The organism is Dietzia sp. MNB45 (assembly GCF_051994785.1).
Taxonomy (GTDB): Bacteria; Actinomycetota; Actinomycetes; order Mycobacteriales; family Mycobacteriaceae; genus Dietzia; species Dietzia kunjamensis.
Genome location: NZ_CP163397.1, coordinates 3,082,192 through 3,100,442 on the forward strand (window position 1 = coordinate 3,082,192; position 18,251 = coordinate 3,100,442).

General features: G+C 70.3%; 15 protein-coding genes and 1 pseudogene. 9 read left to right on the forward strand and 7 right to left on the reverse strand.

Annotation, left to right across the window (positions count from 1 at the left end; genetic code table 11):
* Positions 1-79 precede the first annotated feature (79 nt).
* From AB5G72_RS14820 to groL, 6 genes are all read right to left on the reverse strand, one after another.
* Complete coding sequence (locus tag AB5G72_RS14820; protein ID WP_440220247.1) at positions 80-1,198, reverse strand: alpha/beta hydrolase; 1,119 nt, start codon at positions 1,196-1,198, stop codon at positions 80-82.
* A gap of 368 nt (positions 1,199-1,566) precedes the next feature.
* Positions 1,567-1,740 carry a hypothetical protein gene (locus AB5G72_RS14825; RefSeq protein ID WP_253002447.1) on the reverse strand — a complete coding sequence of 58 codons (174 nt, stop codon included), beginning with the start codon at positions 1,738-1,740 and terminating at the stop codon, positions 1,567-1,569.
* 126 nt (positions 1,741-1,866) lie between these two features.
* Positions 1,867-2,007 (reverse strand): hypothetical protein, encoded by a 141-nt coding sequence (locus AB5G72_RS14830; RefSeq protein WP_440220248.1) that lies wholly within the window; start codon positions 2,005-2,007, stop codon positions 1,867-1,869.
* Between the two features lie 412 nt (positions 2,008-2,419).
* Positions 2,420-2,575 carry a hypothetical protein gene (locus tag AB5G72_RS14835; RefSeq protein WP_167507209.1) on the reverse strand — a complete coding sequence of 52 codons (156 nt, stop codon included), beginning with the start codon at positions 2,573-2,575 and terminating at the stop codon, positions 2,420-2,422.
* Positions 2,576-2,623: 48 nt separating this feature from the next.
* On the reverse strand, positions 2,624-2,767 hold the full coding sequence (locus AB5G72_RS14840) for a hypothetical protein (RefSeq protein WP_167457909.1): 144 nt from the start codon (positions 2,765-2,767) through the stop codon (positions 2,624-2,626).
* 244 nt (positions 2,768-3,011) lie between these two features.
* A complete protein-coding gene (gene groL / locus AB5G72_RS14845) occupies positions 3,012-4,634 on the reverse strand; it encodes a chaperonin GroEL (protein ID WP_067719261.1) in 1,623 nt (540 codons plus the stop codon).
* A 285-nt stretch (positions 4,635-4,919) separates the two neighbouring features.
* On the opposite strand from groL, the gene AB5G72_RS14850 reads away from it, so the two are divergent.
* Positions 4,920-5,396, forward strand: coding sequence for an SRPBCC family protein (locus AB5G72_RS14850; RefSeq protein WP_120286076.1), 477 nt, complete (start codon positions 4,920-4,922; stop codon positions 5,394-5,396).
* A 7-nt stretch (positions 5,397-5,403) separates the two neighbouring features.
* The gene (locus tag AB5G72_RS14855) at positions 5,404-6,123 is read left to right on the forward strand and encodes a hypothetical protein (RefSeq protein WP_440220249.1); all 720 of its coding nucleotides are present in this window, start codon (positions 5,404-5,406) and stop codon (positions 6,121-6,123) included.
* A gap of 25 nt (positions 6,124-6,148) precedes the next feature.
* Here AB5G72_RS14855 and AB5G72_RS14860 read toward each other — a convergent pair whose 3' ends face one another.
* Positions 6,149-6,913 carry a hypothetical protein gene (locus tag AB5G72_RS14860; protein WP_244200876.1) on the reverse strand — a complete coding sequence of 255 codons (765 nt, stop codon included), beginning with the start codon at positions 6,911-6,913 and terminating at the stop codon, positions 6,149-6,151.
* A gap of 80 nt (positions 6,914-6,993) precedes the next feature.
* Here AB5G72_RS14860 and AB5G72_RS14865 point away from each other — a divergent pair.
* The 7 genes and pseudogenes from AB5G72_RS14865 to AB5G72_RS14895 all read left to right on the forward strand — a co-directional run bounded on the left by AB5G72_RS14865 (position 6,994) and on the right by AB5G72_RS14895 (position 18,251).
* Positions 6,994-8,431: pseudogene (locus AB5G72_RS14865) on the forward strand (M20/M25/M40 family metallo-hydrolase).
* A 102-nt stretch (positions 8,432-8,533) separates the two neighbouring features.
* Complete coding sequence (locus AB5G72_RS14870; RefSeq protein ID WP_132062516.1) at positions 8,534-9,721, forward strand: alpha/beta hydrolase; 1,188 nt, start codon at positions 8,534-8,536, stop codon at positions 9,719-9,721.
* A 51-nt stretch (positions 9,722-9,772) separates the two neighbouring features.
* Positions 9,773-12,079, forward strand: a complete 2,307-nt coding sequence (locus tag AB5G72_RS14875) for an AAA family ATPase (protein WP_440220250.1) — start codon at positions 9,773-9,775, stop codon at positions 12,077-12,079.
* Positions 12,080-12,277: 198 nt separating this feature from the next.
* Entirely contained in the window at positions 12,278-12,826 is a 549-nt protein-coding gene (locus tag AB5G72_RS14880) for a hypothetical protein (RefSeq protein ID WP_182634788.1), read from the forward strand.
* Positions 12,827-12,958: 132 nt separating this feature from the next.
* Positions 12,959-16,003: a Na+/H+ antiporter subunit A gene (locus AB5G72_RS14885; protein ID WP_120286081.1), complete on the forward strand. Its 3,045-nt coding sequence runs from the start codon at positions 12,959-12,961 to the stop codon at positions 16,001-16,003.
* On the forward strand, positions 16,000-16,629 hold the full coding sequence (locus AB5G72_RS14890; RefSeq protein ID WP_067719286.1) for a Na(+)/H(+) antiporter subunit C: 630 nt from the start codon (positions 16,000-16,002) through the stop codon (positions 16,627-16,629). Before AB5G72_RS14885 ends, AB5G72_RS14890 begins: the two co-directional genes overlap by 4 nt.
* Entirely contained in the window at positions 16,626-18,251 is a 1,626-nt protein-coding gene (locus tag AB5G72_RS14895) for a Na+/H+ antiporter subunit D (protein ID WP_440220251.1), read from the forward strand. The genes AB5G72_RS14890 and AB5G72_RS14895 overlap by 4 nt, the downstream gene beginning before the upstream one ends.

Sequence of the window (18,251 nt, forward strand, 5' to 3'; positions counted from 1 at the left end):
CGCGCCACCGGTCGTCGGCGGTGCGGGGATCGTGGTGGTGCGGGCGACGCGTGCGACGCCCTGCCTCAGGGGATCAGGCTCAGCCCCAGCTGGCGCCCATGGCGCGGCCCATCATCGGCCAGGACTGCTTGAGGTCATCCTCCCAGTAGCCCCACGAGTGCGTGCCGTTGGGCGCGAAGTCGAACTCGGCCGGGATGCCCAGCTCACCGAAGCGGCGGGCGAGGTTGGCCGTGCAGTACTGGGTGGCCGCCTCGATGACGCCGCCGACGATCGCCTGGTTGGCGAGCGCCGGGATGCTGTTGCGCAGACGCCAGTTCTCGAGCGACTCGTGCGGCCCGGGCAGGCCGTTGCCGGTCGAGATGAACATCGCGGGGAGCTGGTTGTTCTTCATCTGCTCCTGGAAGCGGAAGGCACCCCAGACCGGGTCGTTGTCGAACCAGTTGTTGGTCCCCGTGCGGGGCTCGCCCGGGAAGGGGCCCCACATGTTGTCGAGGTTCGCTCCGCCGCGCATACCGGTGACGATGTTGATGAACTGGTAGCCGATCGGCGTGGAGGTCTCGGCACAGCCCGAGTACGAGCCGATGGCCTGGAACCTGCCCGGGTGCTTCTGCGCGATCGTCAGGACCGAGGTGGCGGTCATCGAGATCGCGGCGAGGCCGCGCTTGCGGCCCTCGTAATTGCCACCGTAGCGACCCTCGAAGAGGTTCGGGAGCTCCTCGGCGAGGAAGGTCTCGAACGCCATCGGACGGTTGTCCGGCAGATCAGCGAAGCGGGTCTGGACGTTGGGATCGTGCCGCTGCCAGTCTGTGTAGTACGAGAAGGCACCGCCGATCGGCGTGACGGTCCACGCGTCCTTGTCGGACATGAACTTCTTGACGTCGGACTGCGCCTGCCAGGTGGCCGAGTCCTCGCCGCCGCCGGCGCCGTTGATCAGGTACAGCACCGGGGCCCCGGCGTTACCGTTACGCGGCGGCTGGACGATGTTGGGGACCTCGATCGCCATTTTGTCCGACCACACCGAGACGATCAAGCGGCCGTCGGGCAGCTTGGTCTCGACGACCTTGTTCGCGGCCGTGGCCTTGGTGTACTGGATGCTTCCGCCCTGGGCCTGGGCCGTGCCCGTGGCGACGACGGGGACCATGGCCGCAGCGAGGGCCGCTGTCGCGACCTTCGTGCCGAACCGCTTCACTGAACGCATATTTCGACGCCTTACATTCTCGTTGTTCACAGACGGACCCGGGCATTCCTGCGGGAACGCTAACCCGATTCCCAGTAGTCACACAAGTCCCGCTAGGCACATTAGTACCACCAATGCGCTCGCACGACATGAGTATTGCAGCCGTGGGACACGGTCCGAGGCTCCCACAGTCAGGTGAACCGAGGGAAACCGCGGAGCCGGCCAGTGCGGCTCACGTCAACATTATCGACGGTAACCGGCGCCCCGTTACCGGTATGAACAAACTTATATTCGCCGATCTCCCACGGGGCAAGTACCGGCGACCGGCAGGGGTGCGAGGAAGGGCCCCGGACGCCAGTCCGGGGCCCTTCCGCTAGTCGGTGGACGACTCAGGCCATGAAGCCCTTACCCAGAGCCTCCTGGAGGTCGCCACCGGCGAAGTAGCCGATGCCCTTGACCAGGTTGTTGACCCAGCCGAGCATATCCGCGACGACACCGAAGGTGCCTTCCTTGCCGAGGATGCCGCCCAGGCTGCCGTCGGCGCCAAATGCTTCGCTGCCCATGTTTTTCTCCTTCACGTACGTGGCGAGTGCGGTGTTCCGTCACTCGGGAAACTGCAAGGGGTGACCGCTGTCAGGCCCGCGGTCGCGGCACAGGCCCGGAAGCTGATTCCGGGAGGGGACCTCAGGTCACTCGGGAACGGACTCGCCGAGGCTGCCCAGGACGGTGTCCAGGCCGTCGCCGGCGAGCGAACCGGTCATACCGGTGATGCCGTCGAGAAGGTTCTTGACCGCGGTGAGCGCGGCGCTGATCGCCGTGAAGTCAGGCATGTGTTTCTCCCTTTTGCTGTGATGTCGCCCCGACTCGTGGGGCCCTCGGCAAGGTTAACCTAAGTCGCGTTGAAGTCAATCGTGACGCGCGTCTCAGGTTCGCCTCTTGACGCTGGCCAGGCACCTGCTCTGGGCCCGTGTCCTGGGTCACTGTAACCCACCAAGGCTTAAGAAGACTCATTAATCGGGCGGCTTTCAGAGAAATTCCTTCATACGTCACCCGAGGGATGTCTGTCGCTGGTGAGCTGCGTTCCGACGTCACTTCCTGTTCACCCTCGGGGATCACCGTGGGTGCTGGTGTCACCCCGGCGCGCACCCCTCCGGAGACGCCGAAGCGGCCCGCACGAGGGAGAGTCGCGCGGGCCGCATTCGGAACCGTCAGGGGCAGTCGCCGCCCCGGACGGGGCTCGTGTCACTGCAGGAAGCCCCCCGTCAGGGCCTCCTGGAAGTCACCTCCGGTGAAGTACGCGAGCCCGGAGAACATGTCTCCGAACGCGCCGAGGAAGTCGTTGAGAAAGCCCAGTGCGCCACTGACGCCGGCAAGGGATCCGAACTCGGGGAAGGTCATCGTCTGCTCCTAGAGGTGTTCTGGTGTGTCGTGGGTGGGTCGTGACGGCTATTCGGCGCTGATGCTCGTGATCGCGCCGATGAAGTCGTTGACCCCACCCTCGCCACCCAGGGACCCGGTGAAGAAGACGACGGCGCCGAGGATGTCGGTGATTCCGCCGAAGAGGTCGGACAGTTGACCGAAGTTGGGCATGGAGGTCTCCGTTCTCAGTGTGTATCGGCGCCCTCCGGGGCGCCTGACACAGACATTAGGGCGGCCGTTCAGCAGCCACCAGAGACGAAACCGTTCCTTAACCGCAGGTCACAGACGTTTTACGCGTGACGACCCACGTGACGATCCTGTTACGCGACCCAATGCCCCAGGAGAGCCCGATAAGAGCCGTGGCCCGCACCGGATCTCCGGTGCGGGCCACGGCCGCGTGCTGGGATGGGCTACATCAGAAGCCCATGCCGCCCATCTCGTCGCCACCCGGCATGGCGGGCGCGGCGGGCTCGGGCTTGTCGGCCACGACGGCCTCGGTGGTGAGGAACAGCGCGGCGATCGACGCGGCGTTCTGCAGCGCCGAGCGGGTCACCTTGACCGGGTCGTTGATGCCGGCCTCGAGGAGATCCTGGTACTCGCCGGTGGCGGCGTTCAGTCCCTCGGCGCCCGGCAGGTTGCGGACCTTCTCGGCCACGACGCCCGGCTCGAGGCCGGCGTTGTGGGCGATCTGCTTGAGCGGGGCGCTGAGCGCGAACTTGACGATGTTCGCGCCGGTGGCCTCCTCGCCCTCGAGGGACAGGCCATCGATGGCGACCTCGGACTTGACCAGGGCGACGCCGCCGCCGGCGACGATGCCCTCCTCGACGGCCGCCTTCGCGTTGCGCACGGCGTCCTCGATGCGGTGCTTGCGCTCCTTGAGCTCGACCTCGGTGGCCGCGCCCGCCTTGATGACGGCGACGCCGCCGGCGAGCTTGGCGAGACGCTCCTGGAGCTTCTCGCGGTCGTAGTCGGAGTCCGAGTTCTCGATCTCGGCGCGGATCTGGTTGACCCGACCCTCGATCTGACCCTGGTCTCCGGCACCCTCGACGATGGTGGTCTCGTCCTTGGTCACGACGACCTTGCGGGCCTTGCCGAGCATGGAGATGTCGGCGGTCTCGAGCGAGAGGCCGACCTCCTCGGAGATGACCTGGCCACCGGTGAGGATGGCGATGTCCTGCAGCATGGCCTTGCGGCGGTCTCCGAAGCCCGGGGCCTTGACGGCGACGGACTTGAAGGTGCCGCGGATCTTGTTCACGACCAGGGTCGACAGGGCCTCGCCCTCGACGTCCTCGGCGATGATGAGCAGCGACTTGTTCTCGCCGATGACCTTCTCCAGCAGCGGGAGCAGGTCCTTGACGGTGGAGACCTTGCCGGAGACCAGCAGGACGTACGGATCCTCCATGACCGCCTCCTGGCGCTCCGGATCCGTCTGGAAGTACTGCGAGATGTAGCCCTTGTCGAAGCGCATGCCCTCGGTGAGCTCGAGGTCCAGACCGAAGGTCTGGGACTCCTCGACCGTGATCACGCCCTCCTTGCCGACCTTGTCCATGGCCTGGGCGATGAGCTCGCCGATGGCCGGGTCGCCGGCGGAGATCCCCGCGGTGGCGGCGATCTGCTCCTTGGTCTCGATCTCCGTGGCGGAGTCGATCAGGTGCTTGGTGACGGCCTCGACGGCCTTCTCGATGCCGCGCTTGATGCCCATGGGGTTGGCACCGGCGGCGACGTTGCGCAGGCCCTCGCGCACGAGCGCCTGGGCGAGAACGGTGGCGGTGGTGGTTCCGTCGCCGGCGACGTCGTCGGTCTTCTTGGCGACCTCCTTGACCAGCTCGGCGCCGATCTTCTCGTACGGCTCCTCGAGCTCGATCTCCTTGGCGATGGAGACGCCGTCGTTGGTGATCGTGGGGGCGCCCCACTTCTTCTCCAGCACGACGTTGCGGCCCTTGGGGCCGAGCGTGACCTTGACGGCGTCGGCGAGCTGGTTGAGACCGCTCTCCAGGCCGCGCCGGGCCTCTTCGTCGAACGCGATCATCTTTGCCATGGGGTGAATCATCCTCCGGGTATGGGGTGACACGCGTGTGGTCAGCGTCGGTGCCCGCGACGGACGGTGCGGACCGTGTCGGATCCGCGCCTCACCTTGCGACCTCGGTTCTCAGATCTTGCTGGCACTCAGGGTAGCCGAGTGCCAATCGCTTTTCTAGCACTCGCCCCCGACGAGTGCAAAGGCCCGGACGGCTGATTCGCGCTCGGCGAACGACCCTCACGTCGCCCGGCCCTGCCCTACCATCGAGACGCCGTCCCACCCGTTCGCTCGAAAGGCTCGTCAATGCCCACCGAACCCGCCGCAGCAGGCGCCATCGAGAGCTCCATCGAGATCGACGCCCCGCCGGCCCGGGTCTGGGAGGTCATCTCCGAGGTCCGCAACGCCCCCCAGTGGAGCAGCCAGGCCTGGAAGATCTTCCCCCTCGGCGGCCGCACCGCCAAGGGCACGTGGGCGCTGAACCTCAACAAGCGCGGGCCGCTCCTGTGGCCCACGACCAGCCGTGTGGTGGAGTTCGAGCCCGGCCGCCGGTTCGCGAACCGCATCACCGAGAACACCACCATCTGGGTCTTCGACCTCGAGCCGACCCCCGCCGGCGGCACGCTCCTCACCGAGCGCAGGGAGGTCCCGGACGGGCTGACCTTCATCTCCCGATTCCTCACGGACAAGGTGTTCGGCGGTCAGAAGTCGTTCACCAGCGAGCTGGACCGGGGCGTGTCCACCTCCCTGCAGCGGATCAAGGCGCTCGCCGAGCGGGGCTGAGGCCGGCATGGCCCGGGCCGCCGCGGCCCTCATCGCGGGCTCGCTCGTCGCGTCGCTCTCCGGCTGCGCCCTGTGGTCGGGCGGCGGCGACGACACCGACGAGCCCACCCGTGAGCAGCCCGGGCCCACCCTGGCCGCCGGCCCACCGCCCGCGGACTGGCAGGACGTCCGCAGCCCCACCGGGCTCGTGTACTCGGTTCCGCCGGGGTGGGAGGTCGGGGACCCGTTCGGGGTCGACGACGACGCCGGCGACCCCGGATCGGATTGGGGATCGGGCTACGTCACCACCGCCAACGCCATCGCCGACCGTGGCTACTGCCGGCTCGGGGGCCTGAGCTTCCGGACCCTGGTCGGCATCAGCGCGACGGCACTACCGGGCGAGGCGCGTGAACAAGCCGAATCGGCGTCCCGGGCCATGGCGGATTCGATCGACCGACGGTTCACCCAGGCCGGTGCCGACGTCCCCGTCCCCGATGCCCGCAGCATCGGGGTCTCGGGGGTGCCCGCCTGGTACGTCTCGCTGCGCGGCGAGGTGCGTCCCCCGCGCAACGACTGCACCCCGCCGACCATCCGCTTCGACACCATCGCGGTGTCCACGCGGGGCCCGGACGGCGCGCCGGCCTCACTGGTGTTCGTCCTCATGTCCGACGAGGGCGAGGCCGGCGTGCAGCCCACGGAGACGATCGACGCCGTGGTGGCGTCCCTGCGCTACGACATCTCGGTGTGACGCCACCCGGGCGCGGCCACCCGGTTCAGGCCGCGGTGGCGGAGTCGCGGCCGCCCGTCGCGGGATCGCCCCCGGCGGGCTCCGCGACCACGTCATCTGTCCGCGCATCCTCCGTCCGCGCGTCACGCGGCAAAAATTCCGCCCACCCCTGGTCGCAGCGGGCCCACGCCCAGCCGGCGTCCGCCGCGGCGTCGGCCGCGTCAACCGGGACGGTCCGCCGGCGCACGGGGACGTCCGGCCCGTCCTTCGCCTGGATGAGCAGGCAGTCGCCAGACCGCTCGAAGCGGAAGCAGCGTTCGCCGTCGACCTCCAGCTCCAACCGGTCGCCGTCGATCAGGAGCTTGCCGATCAGCTGGCCCAGGAGTTCACGGGTGACCCACGGCAGCGTGCCGCGGGGTCGACCGCGCACCGCGTGGTCGGCGATCCCTGCGCCCACCATGGTGGGCCGACGGTGGACGTCGACATCGATGCGCTCGCGCGGGTCGGCCGCCAGTCCCAGCTCGGGCGAGGTCACGCGGAGCTGGCGCGGGGCGGCGTACCGCATGACGGCGTTGACCACGAGTGGGCGGGTGATCACCTCGGGCCGGATGACCACGCCCACGCCGTCGATCTCCGGGCGCGAGCACAGAGCGCCGGTCTCGCCGATCGCCTCGGCCTCCGGGAACCGCTCCGACACCTCGTCGCACAGCGCCTCGAGGTCCGCCCGCACGTGTGCGGGCAACTCGTCGACGGAGGTGAGCTCGCGGAGCTCCTTCTCAGCAGGGGTGACGACGATCACAAAGCTACTCATGTGCACACCATACTTCATGCTGCGTTCACTTTCCGTTCATGTCGCCGAGTCGAGTCGGAGCGGGCAACTACTCTGTGCGCATGGCCGACTCCCCCGCGTTCGCTGACCCCCACGCCGATCTCGCCCCGCTCGCGGCCGCGGTCGCCGCCCAACTCGACCGGGCCCGCTCCGATCTCGCCGATCTCGTCGCCCTGCCGTCGGTGCACGACGCCGAGCCGGAGGCCTGCGCACAGGCCAGCGACCTCGTCCGCGGCCTGCTCACGGACCTGCCGATCCCGGGCCTGGGCCCGGACTCGGTCGAGGTGATCGAGACGTCCGACGGGTCGCGCGCGGTGTTCGCCCACCGTCCGGCCGCACCCGGCCGCCCCACCGTGCTGCTCTACAGCCACTACGACGTCCAGCCCTCCGGGGACCCGGGCGAGTGGACGTCCTCGCCGTGGGAACTGACCGAGCGCGACGGCCGGTGGTACGGCCGCGGTGCCGCGGACTGCAAGGGAAACCTCGTCGTGCACCTCACCGCCCTGCGCGCCCTCGCCGCCCTGGGTGACGACGACGAGGTCGGCGACCCCGGGGCGGACCCGCTGGACGGCCTGGGGATCCGACTCGTCGTGGAGGGCTCCGAGGAGACCGGCGGAGGGGGGCCTGGACGATCTCGTGGCGTCGCGGCCCGACCTGGTGGCGGCGGAGGCGATCCTCATCGCCGATTCCGGGAACGTCTCGGTCGGCACCCCCACGCTCACGACCAGCCTCCGGGGGATCGCCAACCTCGTCGTCGTCGTCGACACCCTGGAGGCCGGGGTCCACTCCGGACAGTTCGGGGGCGCGGCGCCCGACGCGCTCGCCGCCCTCATCTCCATCCTCGCCTCGCTGCGCGACCCCGCCACCGGCGCCACAACCGTCGACGGCCTGGACTTCACCGGCGAGTGGGACGGGCAGGCCTACCCCGAAGAGACGTTCCGCGCCGACGCCGGGATCCTCGACGGGGTGGAGGTCTCCACGGCGGCCCCGCTCGCGGACCTGGTGTGGTCACGGCCCGCGGTGACCGTGCTGGGGATCGACTGCCCGCCGGCCGAGGGGGCGATCGCCGCCGTCCAACCCCGAGCCCGCGCCCTGGTCAACCTGCGCATTCCACCCGGGATCGACCCGGTGGAGGCGCAGCGGCTCCTCACCGAGCACATCGAGCGGCGCAGGCCCTGGAACGCCCGTGTGAGCGTGGAACCCGAGGCCGTCGGCCACCCGTTCCGCTCGGTGCCGGCGGGCGGCTCGGACCACGTCCACGACCTGCTCTCGCAGTGCCTGGTGCAGGCCTACGGTGCGGAGGAGGTCGCCGTGGTCGGCTCCGGCGGATCGGTCCCGCTGTGCACCGCGCTGCAGCGGGCGCATCCCGACGCGAGCATCGCACTGTTCGGCGTCGAGGACCCCGCGGCCGCGATCCACTCCCCCGACGAGAGCGTCGACCCGCGGGAGATCGAGCGCATCGCACTGGCGGAGGCGGCGTTCCTGCAGCGCTACCGCTGAGCCCCCGGCCCGGCGAACCGGTAACGGTGTGACGCCCGTGGACCGATACTATCACCAGTGGCGGTTCGACCAGGTCTCGGCTGCCCGGAAGAAGGAGCCGCCATGCCCGTGCCCGCACTCGCCCACCGCGTCACCCGTGCAGGCCGCGCCCTCCTCGCGACCGCCGCCGCCGCCGCACTGACGGTGGGACTGCTCCCCGCCCCGGCGCAGGCGCAGGGACTGCCGGGGTCGATCAGCCCGGAGCAGATCGCCAACGGTGCTCTCGGCACCATCTCGCCGGAGAGCCTCAGCCAGCTCCTCTACTTCGGCAACCTGCCGGGCTCGTCCGGGTCGTCGATGATGGGCATCGCCAACCGACTCGGATTCTCCCCCAACATGTTCGCCGGACCCCCGCCGCCGGCACCCCAGCCCAACCCGAACATCACCGAGACGCGCGTCGTGAGCAAGGAGATCGACGGACGCTACGAGCGGTGGCTCATCGACTCGGCCGACATGAAGCGCGGGATCACCGTCGAGGTCTACCGCGCGCCCAACGGTAATCAGAACGCGCCGTTCCTCTACCTCCTCGACGGTGTCGGCTCCGAACTCCCCAGCGGCTTCATGCAGTGGGGCGCGGCAGAGCAGTTCGCGGACGAGAACGTCAACCTCATCATCCCGACCGGTGGCCAGGGTTCGATGTGGGCGGACTGGAACGAGCCCGACCCGGTGCTGGGCATCAGCAAGTGGGAGGCCTTCATCACCCGCGACCTGCCCGCCCTGGTCGAACCCGAGGTCAGCACCAGCCGCAGCCGCGCGATCGGCGGGATCTCGATGGGCGCTGGCGCGGCCGTCACCATCGCCACCCGCCACCCCGATCTCTACCGGGCCGTCTTCGGCGTCTCGGGCTGCTACTCCACCGGCACGCTCGGTCAGATCCTCACCCGCTACACCGTGGAGAGCCGCGGCGCCACGCTGACCAACATGTGGGGCGAGCCGGGCAACGCTCAGTGGGCGGACCACGACGCGCTGATCAACGCGGAGGAGTTGCGCGGAAAGGCGATCTACCTCTCGTCCGGCACGGGCGTGGCCAACCCGGGCGACTGGGAGGACTACAACAACGACGCCGCCAACTTCGTCGCCGGCATGGCGCTGGAGCAGGCGACCGGGCAGTGCACACGCGCGGCGGACCGCCGCCTGCGCGAACTGCGCATCCCGGCGACGATCGACCACCTGCCCACCGGGCTGCACAACTGGTCCTACTACTCGCGTCAGATCCCCGTCGCCTGGAACGCCATCCGCGGCGCGCTGTGACCCCGCCGGGGCCGGAGGGGGTCCCGCGCTCGCCGCGATACGCTCACCTCCGTGAACTCCCGCCCGGATCTTGACCTGACCCTGCGTCTGTCGGCGTCCGCGGCCGATTCCCGACGGGGGATCGTCCGCGCACACCCGGAGGTGATCCTCGCGCTGGGGATGCGCGAGTGGGATGCCATCGAGATCATCGGCGCCCGCACCACGGGCGCCGTGGTCGCCGCCGCGGCCACGGGCGCGCCGAGCGGCGTGCTGGTGGTCGACGAGGTGGTGGCCGCCAACTGCGGCCTGGGCGAGGACGCGCGGGTGACCGTGCGGGCCGCGCAGGTGACGGGCGCGCAGTCCGTCGAGGTCCAGGGCCTCCCGCCGGCGGGCCGCGGTGTCGCCGAGCGTGTACTGCGGTCGGCGCTGCTGGGCAAGGTGGTGCGGGTCGGGGACTCGGTCACGCTGATGCCGCGCGATCTCGGCCCCGACTTCCCCACCTCCGACACCACCCGAACCCTGCGCAACACCATGGGCGCGGCATGGAGCACCGAACTGCTCACCGTCATCGCGACCGTGCCCGGCGGGACCGTCTCCGTGCAGCCCACCACGGCGATCGTGACCGGCGTGGGCACCGGGGGCACGGGGGCCGCGAGTACGGGAACGACGACGAGCCCCCGCACCACGCCGGCTCCTGCCGTCACCGGCGTGCACGGCCCGGGTTCGGCCATCACGGCCGTCGCGAGGGAAGACCTCGTCGGGGTCGCCGACCGGGCCGAGGTGCTGGAGCAATGGCTCTCCCTCGCGCTGGACCGCTCGGAGTTGTTGCGGACGCTGGGCGCGTCGCCGCACCTCGGGGTGCTGGTGGCGGGACCTCCGGGCGTCGGCAAGGCGACGCTGGTCCGCTCGGTCGCCGGCCACCGACGGCTCGAGGTGGTCGACGGGCCCTCGGTCGGAGCGCTCGACCCCGCCTCACGACTCGAGGCGGTACGTGCCGCCGCCGAGCGGGCCCGCGAGAATGGCGGGATCCTGCTGGTCACCGACGTCGACGCACTGCTCCCCGCCCAGCCCGAGCCGGTGTCCACGCTGGTCCTCGACCGACTGCGGTCGGTGGTGGCGTCCCCAGGATCGGTGCTGGTGGCGACCTGCGTGCGCCCAGAGGACGCCGACGCCCGGCTTCGCGAGCCCGACCTCTGCGACCGCGTCCTCGACCTGCCCCTGCCCGACGCGGCCGACCGCGCCGCGCTGCTGGAGGTCATGCTCAGAAACGTGCCCACCGGGACGCTGGACCTGCGCGCCGTCGCCGAGCGCACCCCCGGGTACGTCGCCGGCGACATGAGGGCACTGACCCGGGAGGCGGCCCTGCGGGCGGCCGGGCGGGCCGCGGGCAACGGCGTCACCGACCGGCCCGCGCACGGCGACCCCGCGCCAAATCTCCCCGCGCCCGACCACCCCGCGCCCGACCACCCCGCGCCCGACCACCCCGTCGCCCGTCTGGAGCAGGACGACCTCCTGGGCGCGATCAGCGTGATCCGGCCGCTGTCCCGGTCCGGCACCGAGGAGCTGAGCCTGGGATCGATCACCCTCGACGACGTCGGGGACATGGAGGAGGTGCGGCAGGCGCTCACCGAGACGGTGCTGTGGCCGCTGCAGCACCGCGACTCCTTCGAACGGCTGGGGGTGCAGCCGCCACGGGGCGTGCTGTTGTACGGTCCCCCGGGCTGCGGCAAGACGTTCGTCGTGCGGGCCCTCGCCGCGAGCGGGCGGCTGACGGTGCACATGGTCAAGGGTGCCGAGCTCATGGACAAGTGGGTCGGGTCCTCGGAGAAGGCCGTCCGCGACCTGTTCCGCAAGGCGCGTGACTCGGCGCCGTCGTTGGTGTTCCTCGACGAGATCGACGCGCTCGCCCCGCGCCGGGGCCAGTCGGGCGACTCGGGCGTCGGCGATCGGGTGGTGGCGGCCCTGCTCACCGAACTCGACGGTGCGGAGCCGCTGGGCGATGTGGTCATCCTCGGCGCCACCAACCGGCCCGAGCTCATCGACCCCGCGCTGCTCCGTCCGGGTCGGCTCGAACGCCTGGTGTTCGTCCCCCCGCCGGACGCCGAGGCCCGGGCGGACATCCTCCGGGCCGCCGGCCGGGACGTCCCGCTGGCCGACGACGTGGACCTGACCGAGCTCGCGACCGACCTGGACGGGTACTCAGCCGCGGACTGCGCCGCACTGCTGCGGGAGTCGGCGCTGACCGCGATGCGTCGCGACATCGACGCGGCCGAGGTCACCGCAGAGGACGTGGCGCGCGCCCGCCGCGCGGTCAGACCCTCTCTCGACCCCGTGCAGGTGGAGGACCTCCGGCAGTACGCCGAGCGTCGCGAGAGCTGAGCAGCGCGAGGGTGCCGCGCGCGGGGGCGGGGCGCCACCGGCTTGCCGGGATTCACGCCGGCGGCCTAGAGTGTCTGACCATGCGGAAGATTCTCGTAGTAACCGGACGTAACGGGGCCTGACAGACCGGCACCCCCGTTGCGTGGTTGCTCCTTCTCACGTCGGTCATCTCACCGACGCACCAGAAGCGAGAACTCCATGACCCCCACGGCGAATCCCACGTTCGGCGGACCCCACGCGACCACCGGCTCTCCCATCTGCCCCTTCGCGGATCGATTCGGCCGCCGGCTGCCACGAGGGTTCGCCTCCGAGGCCGCGGGCCTGGACTGGCGCACGCTGCTCGACACCTACGCCCCGTCCTCCGACCGCTTTCATCTGGCCGATTTCTCCCGCCGCCCGCTGGGTCGGGGCATCACCGCCTACGAGGCGATCCTGGCCACCCGTGCCGCAGGGGACGCGCCCGGCGAGTTCACCGCCCGCCGCCTGACCACCGAGTCCTGCGGTGACGTCACCGCGATGTCCGACATGCTGGGCCAGGTCGGCGCGCGTGCGGAGATCGAGCAGTTCCACCAGTACGAGGGCCACCGGCACGGCGGCCACGCCTTCGGCGAGGCCGGATCGTGGTGCACGATCCTGCGCGCCAGCTGTGGTCGCCGCGAGACGTGGGCGCTCGGGTTCGGGCAGACCTCCACCGAGGCCTCGATCGCGGCGCTGCTCAGCGCCGCGACCCGTCTCCACCTGCGGTGAAGTCGGCTCAGAAACACCGTTCTGTAAAGTGATCACAGGAACCACGCCCCGGTCGACCACCGACTCCCCGCCGCCTCGCGGCGGATACGTCCGCATGTCGTCGTCCGTTCGACGCAAGGAAAGGAGCCGCCGGTGATCGTGATCCTCGCGGCCCATGCCGTGGCCGCCCTGATCGCGATCCCGTTGGTGTCCAGGTTCGGACGCCGCGCCTTCCCGCTCCTGGCGTTGGTCCCCGCCGCCGGCGCGGTCTGGGTGGCCGCGAACCTCGACCGGGTACCCACGGAGTCCATCCAGTGGGCTCCCGGCATCCACCTGGCGCTCGACCTGCGGATGGACGCCCTGTCCGCGCTGATGTCCCTCATCGCACTGGGCGTCGGTGCGTTGGTGCTGTTCTACTGCACCTGGTACTTCGACGACTCCGAACCGCGACTCCACCTGTTCGCCGCGGAGCTCGTCGCCTTCGCGGGCGTCATGTTCGGCCTGGTCGTGGCCGACAACATGATCCTGCTGTACATCTTCTGGGAGATCACCTCCGTTCTGAGCTTCCTGCTGGTCGGCCACTACGCCGAGCGGGCCTCGTCCCGGCGTGCCGCCACCCAGGCACTGCTGGTGACCACCCTCGGCGGCCTGGCGATGCTCGTCGGCATGATCATCCTGGCGCAGGAAGCCGGGTCGTACCTGCTCAGCGAGATCATCGCGGCCCCACCGTCGGGGCCCCTCGTCCACTGGGCTCTCGCCCTGGTCATCATCGGCGCGGCGAGCAAGTCCGCCATCGCTCCCCTGCACTTCTGGCTACCGGGGGCGATGACCGCCCCCACCCCGGTGAGCGCGTACCTGCACTCCGCGGCCATGGTCAAGGCCGGCGTCTTCCTCGTCGCGGCGTTCAGTCCCGGATTGTCCGGCTCGTCCACCTGGCAGCTGCCACTCATCGCCCTGGGCCTGGTCTCCCTGCTCATGGCCGGGTGGCGGGCGCTACGCGAGACGGACCTCAAGCTGGTGCTGGCCTTCGGCACGGTGTCCCAGCTGGGTTTCCTGCTCGTGCTGGTGGGCATCGGCTCCCGGGACACCATGCTCGCCGGGCTCACCATGCTGCTCGCACACTCGCTGTTCAAGTCGTCCCTGTTCATGGCGGTCGGCGTGATCGACAAGACGACCGGCACCCGTGAGATCCGCGAGCTGTCGGGCCTCGGCCGCTCGCGGCCCGCACTGGCGGTGTTCTTCACCCTCGCCGCCGCCTCGATGGCCGGGCTCCCGCCCTTCCTCGGGTTCATCGGCAAGGAGTCCGCGTTCGCCACCGTGCTGACCGAGGGCCGACTACACGGGATGCCCGCGATTGTTGTCACCGCGGGCCTCGTACTGGGCTCGGTGCTCACCTTCTCGTACACCGCCCGCCTGGTCATGGGCGCATTCCGGGACAAGCCGACCTTCCCCGACGGGATCAGCCCCGCGGTCGCCGACTCGAAGCCCGTCAACCCGATGTTCCTCTCGGTGCCCGCGGTCCTCGCCGTCGCCGGCCTGGTGCTCGGCCTGTGGTCGGCGCCCGTCGAGAACCTCCTCGTCCGGTTCGTCGATGTCGCGTTCCCGCCCGGCAGCCCGTGGCGCGGGGACGAGGCCTACCACCTGGGACTGTGGCACGGCGTCGGTATCCCGCTGGCGCTCACGGCGGTCGTGTACGTGCTCGGAACCATGCTCTACGTCGCCCAGCGGACCGTCGAGCGGATGCAGTTCGAGTCGCCCGCGCTGGGTAACGCCGACCGCATCTACGACGCCGTCCTGCGCTTCTTCGACCTCTTGTCACTGCGCCTGACCGCGAGTATCCAGCGCGGCTCCCTCCCGCTGACGCTCGGCATCATCCTGTTCACCCTCGTGCTGTTCCCGTTCGCGTCCCTCATGGTCGGCACCCGCGAGGGCCTGCGGATGGAGCTGGCGGGCAACCCGGTCGTGCTGTTCGTCATGATCCCCATGACCGTCGCCGCGATCGCCGCCACCGTCCTGCGCAACCGCCTCGCCGCGGTGATCAGCATGTCCGTCACCGGCTACGGCGTCGCCATCATCTTCGCCTTCCACGGCGCCCCGGACCTGGCCCTCACCCAGGTGTTGGTGGAGACGCTGCTGATGGTCGCGTTCGTCCTGGTGCTGCGCACGATGCCCGCCGAGGTCCCGTTGTCGGACGGCTTCCGCCGGACCCGCGCCTGGCTCGGCATCGGGGTGGGCCTGCTCGTGGTGATCGTCGGCGCCTACGCCATCAACGCCCGCCAGCGGCCCGCCGTGTCCACCGTCTTCCCGGACCTCGCCTACGACATCGGCAACGGTGCCAACGCCGTCAACGTCACCCTGGTCGACATCCGCGCCTGGGACACCCTCGGTGAGATCACGGTGCTGCTCGTCGCCGCCACCGGTGTGGCCAGCCTGGTCTTCCGCAACCGCCGCTACGGCTCGGGGCCCCGCCTCGCCGACGCCGGCAAGACCCGCTCCGGCCGACGGGGCATCGAGGCCGCCCGCATCGTCGTCGAGGCTCCCGGCGCCTCCCCCGGCCGCTGGCTGGTCGGGGCGACCGTCCGCGATCCGCGCGCCCGCTCCCTCGTCCTCGAGGTCACCACCAGGCTCATCTTCCCCACCATGATGATCCTGAGCCTGTTCTTCTTCTTCGCGGGACACAACAATCCCGGAGGCGGCTTCGCGGGCGGTCTCGTGGCGGGCCTGGCCCTCGTACTGCGGTACGTCGCCGGCGGCCGTTACGAGCTCGGGGAGGCCATCCCGATCGACGCCGGCCGGATCCTCGGATTCGGGCTCCTGCTGGCCGCCGGCACGGCCACCGCGTCCATGTTCTTCGGGGCGCCTCCCCTGTCCAGCGCCACCTTCGAGGGGACGCTCCCCGTGTTCGGGGACGTCAAGTTCGTCACGGCACTGTTCTTCGACGCGGGGGTCTACCTCATCGTCGTCGGTCTCGTCCTCGACATCCTCCGCAGCCTCGGCGCCCGACTCGACCTGGACGCCGAGGACCTCGAGGAACTCCGCGCCGTCTACGTCGACGCCACCGACTCGCCGTCCACCGCCTCCCTGCGCCGCGTCCCCGGCGTCGACGGCGCCGCACCGCGGTCCGACCTGGCCGCCCGCCGCGCCGCACGCCTGAAGGCCGCCGAGAACCAGGGCACGACCTCCCGGGGGATGCCATGACCGCCGACTTCGCACTGCTGCTCCTGGCGGGCATCCTCAGCGCCGCCGGCGTCTACCTGCTGCTCGAGCGGGCCATCATCAAGATCCTGCTGGGCATCATGATCCTGTCCAACGGCGTCAACCTGCTGCTGCTGGCGGCGGGCGGCGCGCCCGGGAACCCGCCCATCCGCGACCGGACCTGGGGCGGCAACGCCACCGACTCCGATCCGCTCGCCCAGGCGATGATCCTCACCGCCATCGTCATCACCGCCGGTGTCGGGGCGTTCATCCTCGCGCTGGCCTACCGCTCGTACCAGTTCACCACCGTGGACGAGGTCGCGGACGACGTCGAGGACACCAAGATCGCCCGACGCTCCCCCACCGACGCCTGGTCCGCTCCCGACCGTGACGCCTCCGACGACCACGCCACCGGTCAGCCCACCGAACTCGGTGACCACGTCGACTACGACGACGAGGACCTCGAGGAGGCCGAAGCCGAGGCCGCCGCCGAAGCCCGAGCGGAGGCCCGGGCCAGAGCCGAGGCCGACGCTCGCGCGGAGGCACGGGCCCGCGCCGAGGCGGAGGCCCGACGTATCGATCGACGCGTGAAGCGCAACAAGGACGCCGGAAAGGAGGAGGACCTGTGATCTCCCCCGAACTCTTCGGCTACCTCATCCCGTCGGTCGTCCTCGCCCCGATGCTGGCGGCCGCCCTCTGTCTGGTGGTCTCCCGCCGACCGCGGGTGCAGAACGTCATCACGATCGCCACCCTGACCGGGGTGTTGGTCATCTCCGGCATCCTGCTGGTGCTGACCGAACAACACGGGATGCACACCGTCCAGGTGGGAGGCTGGGACGCCCCGGTCGGCATCACCCTGGTCGCGGACCGGCTCAGCGCGCTGATGCTGTGCGTATCCGCCGTGATCCTGCTGACGGTCATCGTCTACGCCGTCGGCCAGGGTGTCCGCGACGGTGACGGCGACCAGCCGACCTCGGTCTTCCTGCCCACCTACCTCGCGCTGGCCGCCGGCCTGAACGCGGCGTTCATCGCCGGCGACCTGTTCAACCTGTTCGTCGGGTTCGAGATGCTGCTGGCCGCGTCGTACGTGCTGCTCACGCTGGGTGCCAGTCAGGAACGTGTGCGCGCGGGCGTGTCGTACACCGTTGTGTCGATGGTGTCCTCGATGGTCTTCCTGCTGGGCATCGCGCTGACCTATTCTGCCGTCGGAACGCTCAACCTGGCGCAGGTCGCCACCCGGATGGCCGAGGTCCCGGACGGCCTGCGGCACACCATCTTCGCCGTGTTCCTCGTGGCGTTCGGCATCAAGGCCGCCGTGTTCCCGCTGTCCACGTGGCTGCCCGACTCGTACCCGACCGCGCCCGCCCCGGTCACCGCCGTGTTCGCCGGTCTGCTCACCAAGGTCGGCGTCTACGCGATCATCCGCTTCCACACCCTGGTGTTCCCCGGGGGCAGCATGGACGGCGTCCTCCTGGTGGCCGGCCTGTTGACGATGGTCGTGGGGATCCTCGGTGCGATCGCCCAGTCGGACATCAAGCGGATATTGTCGTTCACCCTGGTCAGCCACATCGGCTACATGATCTTCGGGGTCGCCCTGTCCACCGAGTCCGGGCTGAGCGCCGCGATCTACTACGTCGGCCACCACATCGTCGTGCAGACCACACTGTTCCTGGTCGTGGGCCTCATCGAACGGCAGGCGGGGTCGTCCTCCCTCCGCCGGTTGGGGTCCCTCGGCGTCGTCAGCCCGGTCCTCGCCGTCACGTTCCTCATCCCGGCGCTCAACCTGGGCGGGATCCCGCCGTTCTCCGGCTTCGTCGGCAAGCTCGCCGTGGTCCAGGCCGGCGCAGAGGTCGGCGGGGTCCTCATGTGGGTGCTCGTCGCCGGCGCCATGGTCACCAGCCTGCTGACGCTGTACGTGGTCGTGCGCGTGTGGTCCAAGGCGTTCTGGCGGCCCCGGGCGGACGCCCCCGAGGGCGCGATCGCGCTGGCCAAGCCGCTCGCACTGCTGCCGTCCGACGAGTACGTCGAGTTCGACGAGCGCGACGAGGTCGGGCGGATGCCGTGGAGCATGCTGGCCCCGACGTGGGCGCTCATCGTCGTCTCGCTTCTCATGACCGTCTTCGCCGGCCCGCTGCTCGCGGTCACCGACGGCGCCGCCGAGAGTCTGCGGGAGCGTGTCGAGTACCTCGTGACCGTCCCCACCGACGCCACACCCGAACGCTTCGTCGACTCCGTGACGGGGGTGCGCTGA

Coding starts and splice junctions, on each gene's coding strand:
- AB5G72_RS14820 (WP_440220247.1), bottom strand. CDS start 1,198: ATGCGTTCAGTGAAGCGGTTCGGCACGAAGGTCGCGACAGCGGCCCTC.
- AB5G72_RS14825 (WP_253002447.1), bottom strand. CDS start 1,740: ATGGGCAGCGAAGCATTTGGCGCCGACGGCAGCCTGGGCGGCATCCTC.
- AB5G72_RS14830 (WP_440220248.1), bottom strand. CDS start 2,007: ATGCCTGACTTCACGGCGATCAGCGCCGCGCTCACCGCGGTCAAGAAC.
- AB5G72_RS14835 (WP_167507209.1), bottom strand. CDS start 2,575: ATGACCTTCCCCGAGTTCGGATCCCTTGCCGGCGTCAGTGGCGCACTG.
- AB5G72_RS14840 (WP_167457909.1), bottom strand. CDS start 2,767: ATGCCCAACTTCGGTCAACTGTCCGACCTCTTCGGCGGAATCACCGAC.
- groL (WP_067719261.1), bottom strand. CDS start 4,634: ATGGCAAAGATGATCGCGTTCGACGAAGAGGCCCGGCGCGGCCTGGAG.
- AB5G72_RS14850 (WP_120286076.1), top strand. CDS start 4,920: ATGCCCACCGAACCCGCCGCAGCAGGCGCCATCGAGAGCTCCATCGAG.
- AB5G72_RS14855 (WP_440220249.1), top strand. CDS start 5,404: ATGGCCCGGGCCGCCGCGGCCCTCATCGCGGGCTCGCTCGTCGCGTCG.
- AB5G72_RS14860 (WP_244200876.1), bottom strand. CDS start 6,913: ATGAGTAGCTTTGTGATCGTCGTCACCCCTGCTGAGAAGGAGCTCCGC.
- AB5G72_RS14870 (WP_132062516.1), top strand. CDS start 8,534: ATGCCCGTGCCCGCACTCGCCCACCGCGTCACCCGTGCAGGCCGCGCC.
- AB5G72_RS14880 (WP_182634788.1), top strand. CDS start 12,278: ATGACCCCCACGGCGAATCCCACGTTCGGCGGACCCCACGCGACCACC.
- AB5G72_RS14890 (WP_067719286.1), top strand. CDS start 16,000: ATGACCGCCGACTTCGCACTGCTGCTCCTGGCGGGCATCCTCAGCGCC.